This is a genomic window from Pseudomonas fragi (assembly GCF_900105835.1).
GTDB lineage: Bacteria > Pseudomonadota > Gammaproteobacteria > Pseudomonadales > Pseudomonadaceae > Aquipseudomonas > Aquipseudomonas fragi.
Genome location: NZ_LT629783.1, coordinates 4,033,008 through 4,047,604, shown reverse-complemented (window position 1 = coordinate 4,047,604; position 14,597 = coordinate 4,033,008). Strand labels below are relative to the sequence as shown.

Annotated in this window: 15 protein-coding genes; 9 read left to right on the top strand and 6 right to left on the bottom strand. The window is 53.3% G+C overall.

All coding sequences use genetic code 11. From position 1 onward, the window contains the following. Positions 1-39: 39 nt before the first annotated feature. Genes BLU25_RS18605 through BLU25_RS18590 form a run of 4 tightly spaced genes read left to right on the top strand, consistent with a single transcriptional unit; the run spans position 40 to position 5,523 of the window. Positions 40-1,305: a site-specific integrase gene (locus BLU25_RS18605; protein WP_016779404.1), complete on the top strand. Its 1,266-nt coding sequence runs from the start codon at positions 40-42 to the stop codon at positions 1,303-1,305. After that, the gene (locus BLU25_RS18600; RefSeq protein WP_016779403.1) at positions 1,302-2,888 is read left to right on the top strand and encodes a tyrosine-type recombinase/integrase; all 1,587 of its coding nucleotides are present in this window, start codon (positions 1,302-1,304) and stop codon (positions 2,886-2,888) included. The genes BLU25_RS18605 and BLU25_RS18600 overlap by 4 nt, the downstream gene beginning before the upstream one ends. Continuing rightward, the gene (locus tag BLU25_RS18595; RefSeq protein WP_016779402.1) at positions 2,885-5,122 is read left to right on the top strand and encodes a hypothetical protein; all 2,238 of its coding nucleotides are present in this window, start codon (positions 2,885-2,887) and stop codon (positions 5,120-5,122) included. Before BLU25_RS18600 ends, BLU25_RS18595 begins: the two co-directional genes overlap by 4 nt. Positions 5,123-5,124: 2 nt before the next feature. Beyond that, positions 5,125-5,523: a hypothetical protein gene (locus BLU25_RS18590; protein ID WP_016779401.1), complete on the top strand. Its 399-nt coding sequence runs from the start codon at positions 5,125-5,127 to the stop codon at positions 5,521-5,523. A gap of 516 nt (positions 5,524-6,039) precedes the next feature. Here BLU25_RS18590 and BLU25_RS18585 read toward each other — a convergent pair. Then, positions 6,040-6,546 carry a hypothetical protein gene (locus BLU25_RS18585; protein ID WP_228795879.1) on the bottom strand — a complete coding sequence of 169 codons (507 nt, stop codon included), beginning with the start codon at positions 6,544-6,546 and terminating at the stop codon, positions 6,040-6,042. Here BLU25_RS18585 and BLU25_RS18580 point away from each other — a divergent pair. Next, the gene (locus BLU25_RS18580; protein ID WP_016779399.1) at positions 6,532-6,867 is read left to right on the top strand and encodes a helix-turn-helix domain-containing protein; all 336 of its coding nucleotides are present in this window, start codon (positions 6,532-6,534) and stop codon (positions 6,865-6,867) included. The genes BLU25_RS18585 and BLU25_RS18580 overlap by 15 nt on opposite strands. 341 nt (positions 6,868-7,208) lie before the next feature. After that, positions 7,209-7,475 carry an MbcA/ParS/Xre antitoxin family protein gene (locus BLU25_RS24000; protein WP_081481014.1) on the top strand — a complete coding sequence of 89 codons (267 nt, stop codon included), beginning with the start codon at positions 7,209-7,211 and terminating at the stop codon, positions 7,473-7,475. A gap of 395 nt (positions 7,476-7,870) precedes the next feature. Here the strand turns inward: BLU25_RS24000 and BLU25_RS18570 are convergent, their stop codons facing one another. The 5 genes from BLU25_RS18570 to BLU25_RS18550 all read right to left on the bottom strand — a co-directional run bounded on the left by BLU25_RS18570 (position 7,871) and on the right by BLU25_RS18550 (position 12,975). Continuing rightward, positions 7,871-8,674: an AbiJ-NTD4 domain-containing protein gene (locus BLU25_RS18570; protein ID WP_016779396.1), complete on the bottom strand. Its 804-nt coding sequence runs from the start codon at positions 8,672-8,674 to the stop codon at positions 7,871-7,873. Positions 8,675-9,215: 541 nt separating this feature from the next. Further along, positions 9,216-10,154, bottom strand: a complete 939-nt coding sequence (copD, locus tag BLU25_RS18565) for a copper homeostasis membrane protein CopD (protein ID WP_016779395.1) — start codon at positions 10,152-10,154, stop codon at positions 9,216-9,218. Positions 10,155-10,157: 3 nt separating this feature from the next. Next, positions 10,158-10,541 (bottom strand): copper homeostasis periplasmic binding protein CopC, encoded by a 384-nt coding sequence (copC, locus tag BLU25_RS18560; protein ID WP_016779394.1) that lies wholly within the window; start codon positions 10,539-10,541, stop codon positions 10,158-10,160. A 359-nt stretch (positions 10,542-10,900) separates the two neighbouring features. After that, complete coding sequence (locus BLU25_RS18555) at positions 10,901-12,289, bottom strand: heavy metal sensor histidine kinase (RefSeq protein WP_016779393.1); 1,389 nt, start codon at positions 12,287-12,289, stop codon at positions 10,901-10,903. Then, positions 12,286-12,975: a heavy metal response regulator transcription factor gene (locus BLU25_RS18550; RefSeq protein WP_016779392.1), complete on the bottom strand. Its 690-nt coding sequence runs from the start codon at positions 12,973-12,975 to the stop codon at positions 12,286-12,288. Before BLU25_RS18550 ends, BLU25_RS18555 begins: the two co-directional genes overlap by 4 nt. Before the next feature lie 208 nt (positions 12,976-13,183). On the opposite strand from BLU25_RS18550, the gene BLU25_RS18545 reads away from it, so the two are divergent. The 3 genes from BLU25_RS18545 to BLU25_RS18535 all read left to right on the top strand — a co-directional run bounded on the left by BLU25_RS18545 (position 13,184) and on the right by BLU25_RS18535 (position 14,595). Next, positions 13,184-13,537 (top strand): co-regulatory protein PtrA N-terminal domain-containing protein, encoded by a 354-nt coding sequence (locus tag BLU25_RS18545; protein WP_029611224.1) that lies wholly within the window; start codon positions 13,184-13,186, stop codon positions 13,535-13,537. A gap of 169 nt (positions 13,538-13,706) precedes the next feature. Further along, positions 13,707-14,243 (top strand): cupredoxin domain-containing protein, encoded by a 537-nt coding sequence (locus tag BLU25_RS18540; RefSeq protein ID WP_016779390.1) that lies wholly within the window; start codon positions 13,707-13,709, stop codon positions 14,241-14,243. Between the two features lie 97 nt (positions 14,244-14,340). Further along, positions 14,341-14,595 (top strand): DUF2933 domain-containing protein, encoded by a 255-nt coding sequence (locus tag BLU25_RS18535; RefSeq protein WP_029611223.1) that lies wholly within the window; start codon positions 14,341-14,343, stop codon positions 14,593-14,595. The last annotated feature ends 2 nt before the right edge of the window (positions 14,596-14,597 follow it).

The following is a 14,597-nucleotide window of genomic DNA, read 5'->3' as shown; positions in this document are numbered from 1 at the left end:
GACTATACTTAGAAAAGTTATGTTTTATGAGGAAGCAACATGGATTTCCAGGTCATAGAGCAGATTGTGAATGGTGCTCGTAGAAAGCTGCTGGTGCAAGACTGCATCCCGGTTTACTACCCCAATCTTTACATCACCATGGAGCACTCCGGCAGAGCACTGGAAACAACAAAGAAGTACCTTGAGCATCTGATTGTGCTTGAGCAGTTTCTGTCCTTTTCCTCCATTGATCTGATTTCTCGCCTCGAACAGCACCCTCACAGCCAATACCTGACAGACAGTGAGCTTTCTAGATTTGTGTCGGACGCGGGGTTTCGCAAGGAAACCTTGGCCATGAAGTATGCAGGGATGCGTTTGCATCCGACTGCCTACAAATCCGTTGGCAAAGTTCATGCGCAGCAGCGAATCGAGGCGGTACGCGACTATGTCGCCTTCCTCTATGACAAATTGGGTGATCACTCAACGAGATATGCGGCGGTTGACGATCTGAAGAAGCGCATCAACCGCAAGATCAAAGCGGCCAGCCCTGCGTGGAAAAATACGCGAGTCGATGAGATGAAGGGGCTGACAAGCCAGGAGCGAACTCGACTGCTGGAAATCATGCATCCGGATAGCGCCGAGAACCCCTTTCCAGATAAAGCCATCAGGCTGCGTAACTACATCATTTTGCTGTTGGGTCTCGACATGGGGCTGCGACGCTCCGAGATGCTGCTGATCAAGACCAGCGATATTCACTGGCACAGTCGTCAACTAGCGGTGGTCAACCTGGAGGATGAGAGCCTCGATCCACGAACCATGGCCCCGCAATTCAAAACCCACGAGCGCATGCTGGTGATGACCGATGACCTGTATGACGCGATCACTGAGTACGAATCGAATTATCGCCACAGAAAGCCCCGTAGCGGCACATCGCAAGCGAGAAAGCATCCGTTTTTGCTGGTGGCGCACAAGCGAAATGAGGGTGGCCCTCTGACCATCAAAGCAATCGATGGCGTTCTATCCAGGGTCCGAGAAATAGCGCCGGAACTGGCTCATGTGCACCCACATATTCTGAGACATGACGCGGTCTACACGATGCTGGAAAGCATGCGTGAGGAACTGGCAGCGCTCACGCCAGAGGATCGCACCACGCAAGTTCAAAAGACCCTCACATGGATGTTCGGCTGGAGTCCCGGATCGGACATGCCAGGCCGCTACGGCGCGAAATTCTGGAAGGAAGAGGCAGACAAAGCGATACAGAAACGGGCCGAGCGGTTTAAGGCCATCCGTCAGAAGGCCGGCACGACACAAGGAGGTTCAGAGTGAACATTGCCGTCGAAGCACTTCAGGCCCCCACGAAGGACAGCCTCGATGCATGGCTGAGCACGCCTCGCTTGGCGAAATGTGGGGAGGTGTTCATACCGACTCACCCCATGTGGAAACCCGATAAATCGGCCAGAAGCCCAGTCAACTGGAAAGCGGCCCTTGCTTGCGTCTCGCCGGATTGGCATCCCTGGTTTCACGCTGCCCTGGCCTATCGAATGGCTGATCATGCAACGAGCTCGGTTGCTAAAGTCGCCAGTGTGTTGTCGCGGGCTGCTCAGGCCGGTCTTGACCCGCTCAACGACGATCACCTGATCGCTCTGCGGGAGCGCTTTAACGTCAGCGAGTTCAGTCAGCTCGCCGCTTTCATGGCATTTTGGAGCGCCTGCGAATCCCTCGAACAACGTCCGCCGCAATCCCTGATCGAGGCCTACCAGGCACTGCCCAGAAAAAAGAGATCCAGCCACGATGTGATCCTCAGCCTGGACCCCGAACAGGGCCCGCTCACCCAAGTGGAGCAGGACGCGCTACACCAATGGATACATGAGCAGTTCTGTCACGGTCAGCTAGATCCCGAGCAATACCTGTATCTGCGTCTGTTGATGATTTACGGGCAGCGTGGCGCTCAGGTGCGCATGATGGTTTTTGGTGATTTCACGAAGACCGATCAGGGCTGCAAGGTCAGGTTTCATTGGGCAAAGCAAAAAGACGGCGAGGCGGGTTGGCGAGCAAAGTCCGAAACCTTCAGTCTGGATGAGGACCTGTACAACACCGTGCAGGCCTACAAGGCCATGGTTCTGGCGCAACTCTGGCAAACCTATCCAGTCCGCACCGACTGGGATGCAGCCATTGAGAATTTGCCGCTCTTTCGTCGGAAGCTGGATGATGAAGCAAAACTTCCGGATCGGGTGAATCCCCCCGTTTTACTCGATAGCCCCCTGCAAAAAGCGCTCGAAGAGGCGGCGCAGCCAATCTTTCATGTTGGAGCAGGCACGGTTCAGGCATGGCTTGATCGCATCGAGCGGATGGAGGGCTTTCCGATTTCGCCTCGCACCCATCAGCCGCTGAAAGTGACGCGGGGGCACCGGCTCAGGCACACCCTCGGCACGGACCTGTCCAATGCCGGGGTGGATGAGTGGACGATGGCCAGCGCATTGATGCACAACAATACTCGGACAGTGCGAAAGTACCGCCAGGTGTCGCCGGAGCTGCTGGCCTTGATCGACGCGAAGATGAGCGACCATCTGGCCTTGGTTGTGAATGCGTTCACCGGGATGATCGTCACGGATCGCACCTCAGCAAAAAACGGGGACCGAGCGGATCGACAAATCGAGGATCTGGCAGTGTGCGGTGCCACTGCCGCCTGCCATCTCGATGCGCCCTTTACCTGTTACGCATGCGGAAAATTCCAACCCCTTCTGTACGCCAATCACCGCGCGGTCCTTGAGCGATTGGAACGTCGGCGAGCGCAAACCATTGCCACGGATAAAACGACCGGCGTGCTCTGGGATCGGGCCATTCTGGCGTGCCGCAAGGTGATTCTGGATTGTGAGGCCACGCGCCAATCAGGGAGGAAAGGCGAATGACCGATGCGTTTGATTCTGAACCGACGAACAACATTCTTGATTTCAAGCCCAGGAGCCAACTTGCTGCGGAGACTCAGCTCGCGGCGTTTATCGAATGGGCAAAACAGACCCTGCCCAAAGGCATTCCCAGTCGCGTGCACTCGAGTATTTGCTGGGAGGACGGCAGTTGGCACAGCCATGGCGTCCAAAGCTGTAGCTTCACAGCGTTGGGATCGACCAAGGCAGCCCCAAGGGCGATACAGGCACCCTTCACGGAGTTTGCCAAGGCCATCATGGTGTACCGACGGGTGTATTTGCAGAAAAAGGTAATTAGAGACTGGCTGAGTGCCCTGAAGGTGCTGGAAGCCGCGTTGGTCGAGCTGACCGGCACGCGGGATGTGACGCAGGTGTCCGCCGCTGTCTGCAATAGAGCGTGCGAGCACCTGAGTCGTCACTGGACAAAAGGCAACAACGCATACGCTAACAGCAAGGCGCTTGAGGCCCTCATCACCCTTATGCAGGCCAAAAAACTGCTCAAGACCGATTTTCGGTGGACCTCTCCGCTGACGTTGAAACCGCGTGGCACGCTCAAGCAGCAAAAAGCGGATCGGGAACAGAAACTGCCCAACCCCGAAGCGATCAAAGCGCTCGGGGAAGTGTTCACTAACGAATTGACCCGCCCTCTGGATATCATTGTGACAACCGCCTGTGCGCTGTTGCTGAGCGCCCCGAGTCGCGTGGGTGAGTTGGCGGATGTTGAATTGGATTGTCGCGTGTTCAAAGAGGATACCCACGGCAACCGGCGCATGTTCCTGCGCTGGTACGCGGAAAAGACAAACCAGGTCACGCTGAAGCCAGTCATCAAGCCCGAGATGGAGCCGGTCGTCGAGCGGGTCATCACCTTACTGAAACCGATCACCGATGAGGCGCGGGCTTACGTCGCCTGGCTGGAAGAGCATCCCGATGAGTTTCCGCCCCATGAAGGGCTGCCACTCAAGGGGCCTGATGAACCGCTCACCTATGCCGAAGCCTGTGCCGCGCTGAAACTCAGTGTTCATGAGAACCACAACCCGCGAAGTACATTCCAAAGGGGTTTACTAAAACCCATGGAGCAGAAAAAAGCACTCAGCCCCGCCGCCCGAGTACTCTTGGCCGAGATTCGCTATGGTTTTGATGCCAGTAAAGGGACGCGGATATACGTGAAAGACAAGCCAGGAGTCCAGGGTGTTGAGTTTGACGATCGGTGTGTGATCACGCTGCGCACGCTCAATGTGCTGCTGCGTGAGAAGTATCTCCCAAAGGATTTTCCCTACACCACGCCGTACACGGAGGGCAAGGCGCGGGTGAAGTTTCGTGATGCCTTGTTCACCGTGCGCACGGGAGCGCTGGCTGAAGACGCAGGTGGCAGTGCTGTGACGCACGGGTTTGGCGTAGAGATCGCGGCGAACCCTAACCGAATGAAGACGCAATTAGGCAGTACGAACACTGCGGCAAGGAAAAGTCTGTTCGAGCGCCATGGCTACCCCGGTGTCAAGGTCAACACGCACGCGTTTCGGCACGAATTGAACACGGCAATGCACCAGGCCGGTCTGTCGCAGCTCCTAATTGACGCCTTCTCCGGACGCACGACGATGGGGTCAGTCTACAACCATGAGACCATCGAGGATCGCACCCAAAGGGTTGCAGCTTACCACCCCAAAACGAAGCACAGCACCGCTGCTCAGCGCCTGGACAAGATCAAAACCAATCAGCCGCTGAACCTGGTTGAGGTGAGGGAACTGCGCGAGGGTGAGCAGGACCGCATTATTCATCAAACCCATCTCGGCGTTTGTGTGCACAACTTCGCGTCCGAGCCCTGCCCGAAAATGGGTGCCTGTTTGGACTGCGGGCGGCTCGGTTGCGTCAAAGGGGATGACGTGAAGCTGGGCAACCTCATGGAAGAACGCGACGACCTTAAACGCCGCCTAGATAAAGCCATGGATGCACAGTCTCGTGGCGTGTTTGGGGCATCGGAGTCGGCCAAAAAACTGGGTGAGAAGCTCTTTAAGTGCGAGGCGCTAATCCAAATGCTGGAAAACTCCGAACTCGAAAACGGTGACATTGTGTGGAACGCCGATAACGGTTGGACGCTGACCAAAAATGCCGCCGCAATGTCGGGGCTGATCGAGGTCAAAGTCATTGAAGAGAACCAGGCGCAAGAGGCGTTGTCATCGTTGGATGACGTCTTAGCTTTGCTTGATGAGATCGAGGGTTAACGATGGGGCATTTAACGCCAAAGGATGAGAAACGCATCATTAAGCTGATTGAGGAATGGTCAGAGCCGAAGCTGACCTGGCCTTTGCTCGTTGAGGCCTGCAAAGAAAAACTGGGTATCAGTCGTGCTCGCCAGTCTCTGATGAATCTACCTGCCGTGGATTTAGCGATGAAGAATTGCAAGGCGGCATTGAAGGCTCAGAAGCTGAAACCGGGCTGGATTAGCGATATTCAGGCAGCCAACGAGCACATTGAGAAACTGACAGCGAACAATCAGAAGCTGTTAGCTGCTGTTCGAGATATGCATAGCCGTTTTTTGATCTGGCAAGCCAATGCCGATATGCATGGGCTAACGCAATCAATGTTGGAGCGGCCGGTTTCACAGCTTCAAAAGAAGACATGATTGCGCAATAGCGCGTACTGACCAGCCGTTCGCATTCCAGCTGACTTGGAGTTGACCATCTTCACATCTGTCGTTTGGTCAACGACCTCGTAGTGTCGACCGACAGTTACCGTCACGATGTCTCCTGCCAATACAGTGCTGTTCATGCAGGAGAAATATGCTTGCTACGTTCTCATCGATTTGGCAGTGCTTAAGCAGCTTCTGTAGGAAAGAGGTCTAAACCCGGTGATGCTTATGGATGGCACGAGTGCAATTCAGATCAGCCCTCGGGTGAAGGTTTCCGGTCAAAATGATGAAGGCCTTGACACTGGAGAACTTCGATCAGGCATCGTGGGTATTTTCGAGTCAGCGATTTGCACCTGTTGCGCTCAGCGATGCAATTTGAGTCCCTCCAATGGTTCGCAGATTGCCTCGCGGAGCAAATGCAGTCACCACGCAAAGAACGGCCAAGCGAACTTGATAGCAATCAGACCTCTCCTAAGAGATTCCTGATTCGTGGCCGACTGCTAAGGACTGTCACCCTCCATGAGCTCGCAAATCGCGATCTGCGGAGAAAATTATCTCAGTCACTTTTAGGTTGCTGTGATCGCGTGAGTGGTGGGTGCTGTAACTGACTCCTCCCGCAACCTTGAACAGATACCCTTCGACCTCACCTTTATTGTCTTGAGCAACACCTACCTCAATCAGTGGCTCCATTTTCCAGTTGTCACCTCCTCGTAGATGGCCAGGAGACATCAGGTGTGCTTGGCCGAACCATGAGCGTTCATCCAACTCCGAAAGCATCTGTTGAAGTATCGGCACCGTTGGGACCATCAACATGCTGCCCACGATGTCGTCGCCATAATCCCTCACCAATTCGATGTAGAACCAGGGATGGTGTACCTCCAGCTCAACGAACTGCCAGTAGCTGGCGACGCCACCACCGAAAACGGCTGCAGGGCTGAGCTCTGCATGTCTATACGTTTTGAACATTGAAAAAACTCCCAAAATATTAACAATAGTTAATGGATGTCTGACGTTCAAGACGGCTTCATCATTCCTTTTATGGGAATGAAAAAAATGGAGCTGAAACAGGCATTTGGTAAGGCGTTGAGACAGATGAGGAAGTCTCGTCATCTCAACCAGGAAGACTTCGCGGGGCATAGCAGCCAGACTTACCTGAGCCAATTGGAAGGCGGCGGAAAGGGCCCTACGCTTGAAATGGTTCAAGCGCTGGCCGCTGCCATGGGTGTACATCCTTTGACGATTTTGACGCAGTGTTACCTTTTTATGGACGAAACCGTCACGCTGGACTCAATGATGGATCGAATTCGAACGGAAATTATTGGGCCTTCACCCCGATAAGCTGTCTTGGTGTGGGCGCTTCCGGCCCTACCATCATTCGCATGAGCCGCAGCAAGGGCTGAGCTATCCTGTGCGGTGTGACTATGGTGCGCGGTGCGTAATTCGGCGGCTGCTGATAGTAATGATTACTGACATTGAGAAGATGGAATGAAAGGCCGGCGCAAAATCAAAACCCGTAAATGGCATGATGCCGCTCAAATGGAAGCGGAAGCCCGAGAGCTGCTACAGAAGAGGTCTGAAAAACGAGGGAGGTTACTCGAAATCGCCGTGCAGAAAGGTAGGGAAATAGAACCGATTGGCAGGCTGTGCGGTTAAACGGTGACATCTTCGAGATGTAATCTATGAATGATTTGCAGATAGTTGCGTTAAGCCCTAGCGCCCCAATTGCGTGCTGGAGCATGGTTCACAGGTGCTTCGTGGGGCGGTCCGAGCAGGTTCTGATGATAGCAACGCGGGTATTTGGAACGCGCAAGCATGCCGAACGCTGGTTGCGTGATCCGGCCTACGGGCTAGGATGGCAAGTCCCATGCGATATGTTGTCGACGCGTTTAGGTTATGAAGATGTGGATAGGTTCTTGAATCAGATTGAACATGGCGTTTACGTCTAACATCCTTATGATTGGCGTTGCCCTGTGGAGGTGTTGTCGAATCCTGAACCCGGCTTGTCTATGATGACCGACTGTGGCAGCCGGCAAACGCATAGCCCTAACATTTATTTCAAAGTCCTATGGGATTCCCCAACCCTTCGTCATTGCCGAGTCCTTATCGCATTCACCAGAGCAACGCTCGCCCGATGGTCAGTCCTAATCAGACCTCTCCCCCAAGCGTTGATAGCGTCGCTCGAACGCCTCCGCGCCTCCCTCCATCACTTGCGTTCCACCTGGGCAAGTTCTTCATCAGACAGGGCACTGGCCGTTTTGAGGTGCTCAAGACGATCTGCCATCTCTAGCAGCGGTTGTTTCCAGTACCAGCTCTCCCAGATCATCTTGTGAGCCCTCTTAAGTCACTTCGATTTCTTGATCAAATAGCTGCTGACCGAGGCGCACAGGCCAACTACGAGCTCTGCGTCTTCGAAAGACGGCTCGCGCCCCTCTTGGATGTGCCGCCCGAACTCCGAGGCATACGCCCAGGTTTTGATGACAGCCTGATCCAATGGCGCTGGAATCAGAGTTCGGGAATCATTCATGATCTTCCCGAGGGTCGCTTGTTGGTCACCAGTGACCTGCCGAGCGACACACTCCAGCGAAGCCATGGCATGCTGTATTGCCCCCGTCGGGTCTGGAGACGGTCGGCGTGAGAGATCAGCAATCGCCTGGTGCAATTCCTTGCTGGCCGTGACGTGCCCATGTTGATGCTCAGTTTCTTTCGCCGAGGTCAAAACCTGCTCAAAGGATTCAGAACCACGGATTTCGATGCGACCTTCCAGCAGCTTCCACCCTATGCCGTGCTCTATAAAGAACTCGTTCAGCTCAGTAGTGAAGTGCTCGTACACGTCAGAGTCATAGTTACGGTTCCCGAGGTAATCATCGAGCCGCTCAATGACGTCATACACCTTGAACCACTTGCACTGCTCAAGCCGCCGAACGTTTTCCTCGTGGATATTGGGCCTCTCACTCCAGTTCTGTTTGTCGGGCAAGACCTTCAATGTCTGGCAGATTATTTGGCGCAGGTCTGATGGCTTGAGACCACATTCGTAGCTCAATTGAATCAGATACTCCTGCAGCGCTTGCGGTGCGTCTTCCCGGACAGTGATTTCGGCTTCATCGACCTGCGAGAAACCGTGACGCCTTGAAAATGAGTCCTTCACCTTACCCTCCGCCTAACCTAGTCCACTGGCAAATCGCCAAAGCGATCTGGCGCGATAATGCCTGACATTCCGGGCTTGGGATAGATAACGGGGATCGACGCTTGACTTGGCCTGAAGACTACGCACTCACCCGCAGCAATCGATTCAAGCCACGACCTTTGAGGAGCGGCCTCAGGTCTGGCCCGAGGGATTCTCGGCGAGGGCATCAGATTCAGTAAGGCCGAGGAGCAACTGGCGCAGTCAATCATTTACAACACCATCAATATTGAGAGGATGCGGTACAGAACCTGCGACGTCTGGCCAAACTTGCATCTCAAGGGCCACCTTCTACGGGATAGGTGCGCCTGCACGAAGTAAAAACCTCAAACTAACCCATTAACAGAGCAGCAAAGGTCAACGAAGGGCCGAGAAACCACTCAATGTGGTTATTAGGTTCTCCGGTGGTGGTCCTGCCTGAGCTCCGGCGAGCTGAAAATCCGATTTTTTCAACAGAATCGACCCTTTACGGTCGTTCGCCGTAGGAATGCATTTGGGCCGCCCTCTATACGGTGCCCATATCCATCTCTGGGCTCAAGGTTCCTAGCCAGGCGACCAGGCACACTATTATTATCGCTACTGAGAACTCTATGGCCATGCTGCGTCGCAAAGAATTAACGGCGACAGTGTATTCTCCGCTTTTGATCGATCGTTCTAAAAGTGGACTCAAGTGGAGCCGGTTCATCGTGGCTAATACAAGCATTGCTGCAAATAGTAAAATTTTCAAACAAAGCAGTGCACCATAAGTGCTAAACACGACACCATTTAGTGTTGGGCCTACAATGAATAGATAATTTACTATGCCGGTAATGCCTAGGCTCACTACAATCAATGCACCGGCTGATTCAAACCCAGTAAGCACTCGAGAGAGAATTCGCACCTCTTGTTCGCCATTGAGTACCTTCGTACGTAGCAATAAAGCGAATGCCGCCAGAGCGCCCAGCCAGCCTCCTGCTGCGAACAGGTGGAAGATGTCGCTGGCGAAATGTATGTAACGCCGGTCGCCTTCATCCATAGCGCCATGCCCAGTCCAGGCGAGGGTGGCTAGCGCGATCGCACCGCACAAGGTAACCACCCACAAGCTGAGGGTCGGAAAGCGTTTGTTTAGCGTCAAGCCGATACCCGCTAGAACCAGGGCAGCTATTCGGACCATCCACATGAGCCCGACGTCGGTCCCCGTGATGACCATCTCAAAAATGTGACGATGAAGCTCACTAAACTCTGAAACACCGCTCATTGCTTTAGCAAGTAAAAGCATAGAGATAAGAGACAGAAGCACACCAATAACTGCTGTGCCGAAAATGAGCGACTCAAAGTTCAAGACGGCGCCGGACACTCGCTCTTTTCCCCTAAGGCTGTACAAACCAAAAATGGCCAATCCAAACAGCAGCATGAGGTCCATATAAAGAGCAAAACGAACGGCGATGTTGATTGAGTCGCTCATGGATCATTTCACTTTAAAAGAGAAGTTGCCAGTGACGGGATGAGTGTCGGAAGAGACCGCACGCCACTCGACCTTATAAGTACCAGTGGTTAGCGGAGCGGCGGGCGTGATAACCATCATTTTCGGATCGTCGCCGCCTGCGACACCAGCCTTAACGCCCATAGGTGAATTCGGCATACCCGGCATGTCAGTCATGATCAGTTTCGCTCCCGAGAACTGAGTCGTGAGGTTCTCCGAGAAGTGCAGCTCGATCTTGGAAGGTGCCGCAGACGTCGAGCCGTCCGCAGGGGTCGAAGACATCAGCTTTGGATGCGCCTGAGCGATAGCGCTCACGAGCAAACCGGCGGTAAGTGCAGCAACTACGGTAGTAGTTTTAAAGAATGACATGCAAGACTCCTCACAGCATAAGCTGTTGGTTCGAGGTTGGGTGGGGGGAGATCTGGTTTTACTTCTCAATTCCGGTTAAAACCACAAGCGAATACCAAGCGTATGCCGCGTACTGAACCCAGGTAGTGGATCAGGATGACCGCGTTATAGAGCTAGGACACGATGCCACATGACTGCCGACCATTCGATTACATTTCAGTAAGCTTTGCGCGTGCCCTCTGGTCCAGAATTGAGGGTTGTCATCGTGGCTTTTTATTTTCCCGATGTGCGTTACCTTGGCTTTCTCTCTGAAGCCTTTCGGTCAATCCGTCTTGGAGCAAAGGCCGCGACCTTTGCTCCAAGACAGCGCCTGAGCGAGGCTAGGCACATTTCGATCCGGCATTAGGAAATTCCATATGGAAGGCTGTTTTTCGATTGGATGAGGTGCACCAGATCTTGCCTTCATGGGCTTCTACGATCGACCGCGTAATTGAGAGCCCCAGTCCAGCGTTGCTGGGGCTCCCTTCACGGCGTGCCGGATCCGCGCGATAAAATCGATCGAAGAGCTTTTCAAGGTGTTCGGGTGCAATGGTTTCTCCTGGGTTTTCCACGACCACAAATGTCGAGGTACTTCTCTGTCGGATATCGACATTGATGGTCCTCCCCTCCGGGGTGTACCGCAGCGCATTAGAAAGCAGATTCGAGATAGCTCTGTGCAGCATTAGTACGTCGCCCCGAACACTCCCTCCACCTGAAACCGTCAGGTTGATGCCGCGCTCATCTGCCAGCAGGCGGTAGTATTCAAGCAGCTTCTCCACGACCTCCAATAGGTCTATCGGTTTGTTCTCATGGGGGATTAGGCCGTTGTCAGATTTAGCCAGAAAGAGCATGTCGTCGATCATCCGAGACATACGCTTCAAGTCATCCAGATTCGAATACAGATTGTCTTCGTAGTCCTCAATATCCCTTTTTCTAGAGAGCACCACTTCGGTATGGGTCATCAGATTACTGACCGGTGTGCGCAGTTCGTGAGCAATGTCGGCAGAGAAATTTGATAACCGGACAAAAGCATCATCCAGACGTGACAACATCGCGTTGAACGACGACACCATCTGTTGAAGCTCTTTTGGAACAGACGCTAATGGAATGCGCTCTTTAAGTGATTTGGCCGACATCGACGCAGCGACCATGGTCACCTGACGAATAGGACGCATGCCACTGCGGGCAACCAACCAGCCCAGCCCCACACTGACGAGCGCGCTGATCACCAGCCCTATCCAGAACCATCGCTGGAGCGTCTCGAAGAAAAACATGTGCTCAGTAACATCAAAAACCAAGATCACGGTCAGCGGCTTGTCCCGACCGGTCACCATCGCTTGAGCAGTCAAGCCCCGGAACATCTGCTCTTGGTTCTGCCATTCCCAAAAATTATTGTTGGTGGTCGTGAGGAACTCCTCCGGAACATTGACTGGCCCTGGGTCAGCGAAAAGTAGCCTCCCGTCATCGTCTAGGATGACGGCTGTCAAATTACGGTGAGCCCCGAGCAGAGCCTGTAACTCGGGCTTTAACTCGCCGAATTGATCGATGCTCTTCAGCTCCCCCAGGATTCTCTGGGTCGAGTGGAGTTTTTCGTTTAGAGCCTCTTGATCCAACATTTTGAAGTGATGCTGGCTGAGGCGGTTAAAGCTGACTCCGGCGACAGTGAGCACAGCTGTTACCGCAAGCATGAACATCAGACTCATGCGTGTAGTCAGGGACAGACGGTTCATTTTGATTCCGAATCCGGTGCATCAAGCATGTAGCCCATACCACGTGCGGTGTGGATCAGCTTGACCTCAAAGCTGTCATCAATCTTCGCCCTGAGCCTGCGCACCGCAACCTCGATTACGTTGGTATCGCTGTCGAAATTCATGTCCCAAACTTGCGAGGCGATGAGCGACTTCGGCAGCACTTCGCCCCGGCGACGGAGCAGCAACTCCAGCAGCGCAAACTCTTTGGCCGTCAGGTCTATGCGTTTTCCCCCCCGAATGGCCCTGCGTTTGAGCAGGTCAACCTCTAGGTCGGCCAGTTTCATACTGGTTGGCGAGGGCACGCCATTACCGCGACGCAGTAGTGTTCTGACGCGGGCCAGCAATTCAGAAAATGCGAAGGGCTTGATCAGGTAATCATCCGCTCCGAGCTCAAGCCCCTTAACGCGATCTTCAACACGGTCTCGCGCAGTCAGAAATAACACCGGTACATCTTTTCCTGCCGAACGCACCTTCTGAAGCACTTCCCACCCATCCAGACCGGGCATCATGACGTCAAGAATCAGTAGGTCATACGCTTCGCTCAAGGCGTGTTGCAGGGCCTCAGTACCATTGGTGAAACGATCAACGTTGAACCCAGCCTCAGTAAGGCCCTGTTGCAAGTAGATACCTATTTTCGGTTCGTCTTCCGCAACCAGCAGTCTCATAGGAGTGGCTCTCGAAGTGATGATGGGGCTGAGTTTGCAACGAATTAGCCCAGCCAACCAGAAACTGACAGAAATGTAATTCTGGCTTCAGGTTGATGTCAGCAAGCGTTGTCTAGAGTTTGCCCATGAACACCGTCAAGTGCTCATCCGACTCTCCAGAGAGAAAAATCCTCAGGAGTCGGACACCATCCCTATCAAGGAGCTTCCCATGAGCTATCTCAAAACCGTGTTTCTGGTTGGCTCGATCCTGCTCTCGGCCTCGGCTTGGGCTGAGGGCGGCGGAGATCGAGTGATGGAACGCATGGAAAACATGCGTAATAAAGCGGAAACCGTTCTGATTCAAGCCGAAAAAGCCCCAGCGGGCCAACGCCATGTGCACATGGCAGACCACATGAAAATGCTTGGCGAGATCATGAGCCAACTCCATCAAGACCATCCCGATGCATCAATGTCGCCCCAACAGCATCTCGCCTGGATGGAGAAGCACGACAAAATCGTCGATGACGTTTTGAACCAAATGCAACGCGAACACAAACTAATGCTTTCAGAAAACCATCAGTAAATATCCTGTTTTCAAGGCTTTTCGCAATTAATTGCGATTACAAACGACGTCGCTTAGACGCCGTTGTTTATTTTAAAAACTGACAGAAATGTAGTGCTCAGGTCAGTTAACTGGCAGCTCAGTCGCTTTAACATAACGAGTGTTTTTCTCGCTCATCCTTGAGGTCACTATGAACGCTAAATTTTGTACCCCTGTTATCGCGACAATGGCTCTATTTTTCGGTGCTACAGCCATGGCTAGTGTGGGGCATGGCAAAGATGACATTGGTCAACCTGGAACCGCTGCCGAGGTTACCCGCACCGTTGAGGTGAAAATGGGCGACATTTTCTTCGCGTCCAAAAACATCAATGTCAAACCCGGAGAGACGGTTCGATTCGTCCTGCGCAACGAAGGTTCGCTGCTGCATGAATTCAATATTGGTAACGCAGCTGCACATGCTGCTCACCAAAAAGAGATGGCAGCCATGTTCCAGAACGGCACGCTCACGCCTATTGGGTCCGGGCAAAGCATGAACGATATGGGACACAGCATGGGAGGAATGAAGATGGTCGGGATGGAGCACAACGATCCCAACAGTGTTTTGATCGAACCTGGCGCAACCAAAGAGCTCATTTGGACGTTCACCAAGAGCGCTGGGCTGGAGTTCGCCTGCAACGTACCAGGTCATTACCAATCAGGAATGGTTGGTCAGTTTGAAGTGAAGTAAACGTGGCTTGATCGATATCACCGCCTCAAAGCGAGCGTTGACTACTCTCAGTCGCAGACGTCACCGCAACTTTTGCGAGGACAGTGGGGACTACATCATGACTAACCATCAGCATTCGGTTGAAAACGCTCCTTCGTCTTTCTGGAGGAGCAAAACGGGTGTCTTACTGATCATGCTGGTTGCGATCAGCGCTTTCTACGTGGTCAGGGAACATTTCAGCCATGTTTCGCCTGATTTACCCTATCTGATCCTGTTGATTTGTCCTTTGATGCATTTTTTTGGACATGGCCATGGAGGGCATGGTCGAGATGGTGATCAGGCAGAAGCCAACAAGGATGAGGACGGAAAATAATC

Bases quoted from the DNA above. Each gene is read 5' to 3' on its own strand.
- BLU25_RS18535 (WP_029611223.1), top strand. From the start codon at position 14,341: ATGACTAACCATCAGCATTCGGTTGAAAACGCTCCTTCGTCTTTCTGG.
- copD (WP_016779395.1), bottom strand. From the start codon at position 10,154: ATGAGCGACTCAATCAACATCGCCGTTCGTTTTGCTCTTTATATGGAC.
- BLU25_RS18580 (WP_016779399.1), top strand. From the start codon at position 6,532: ATGTCTGACGTTCAAGACGGCTTCATCATTCCTTTTATGGGAATGAAA.
- BLU25_RS18545 (WP_029611224.1), top strand. From the start codon at position 13,184: ATGAGCTATCTCAAAACCGTGTTTCTGGTTGGCTCGATCCTGCTCTCG.
- BLU25_RS24000 (WP_081481014.1), top strand. From the start codon at position 7,209: ATGAATGATTTGCAGATAGTTGCGTTAAGCCCTAGCGCCCCAATTGCG.
- BLU25_RS18540 (WP_016779390.1), top strand. From the start codon at position 13,707: ATGAACGCTAAATTTTGTACCCCTGTTATCGCGACAATGGCTCTATTT.
- BLU25_RS18555 (WP_016779393.1), bottom strand. From the start codon at position 12,289: ATGAACCGTCTGTCCCTGACTACACGCATGAGTCTGATGTTCATGCTT.
- BLU25_RS18550 (WP_016779392.1), bottom strand. From the start codon at position 12,975: ATGAGACTGCTGGTTGCGGAAGACGAACCGAAAATAGGTATCTACTTG.
- BLU25_RS18595 (WP_016779402.1), top strand. From the start codon at position 2,885: ATGACCGATGCGTTTGATTCTGAACCGACGAACAACATTCTTGATTTC.
- copC (WP_016779394.1), bottom strand. From the start codon at position 10,541: ATGTCATTCTTTAAAACTACTACCGTAGTTGCTGCACTTACCGCCGGT.
- BLU25_RS18605 (WP_016779404.1), top strand. From the start codon at position 40: ATGGATTTCCAGGTCATAGAGCAGATTGTGAATGGTGCTCGTAGAAAG.
- BLU25_RS18590 (WP_016779401.1), top strand. From the start codon at position 5,125: ATGGGGCATTTAACGCCAAAGGATGAGAAACGCATCATTAAGCTGATT.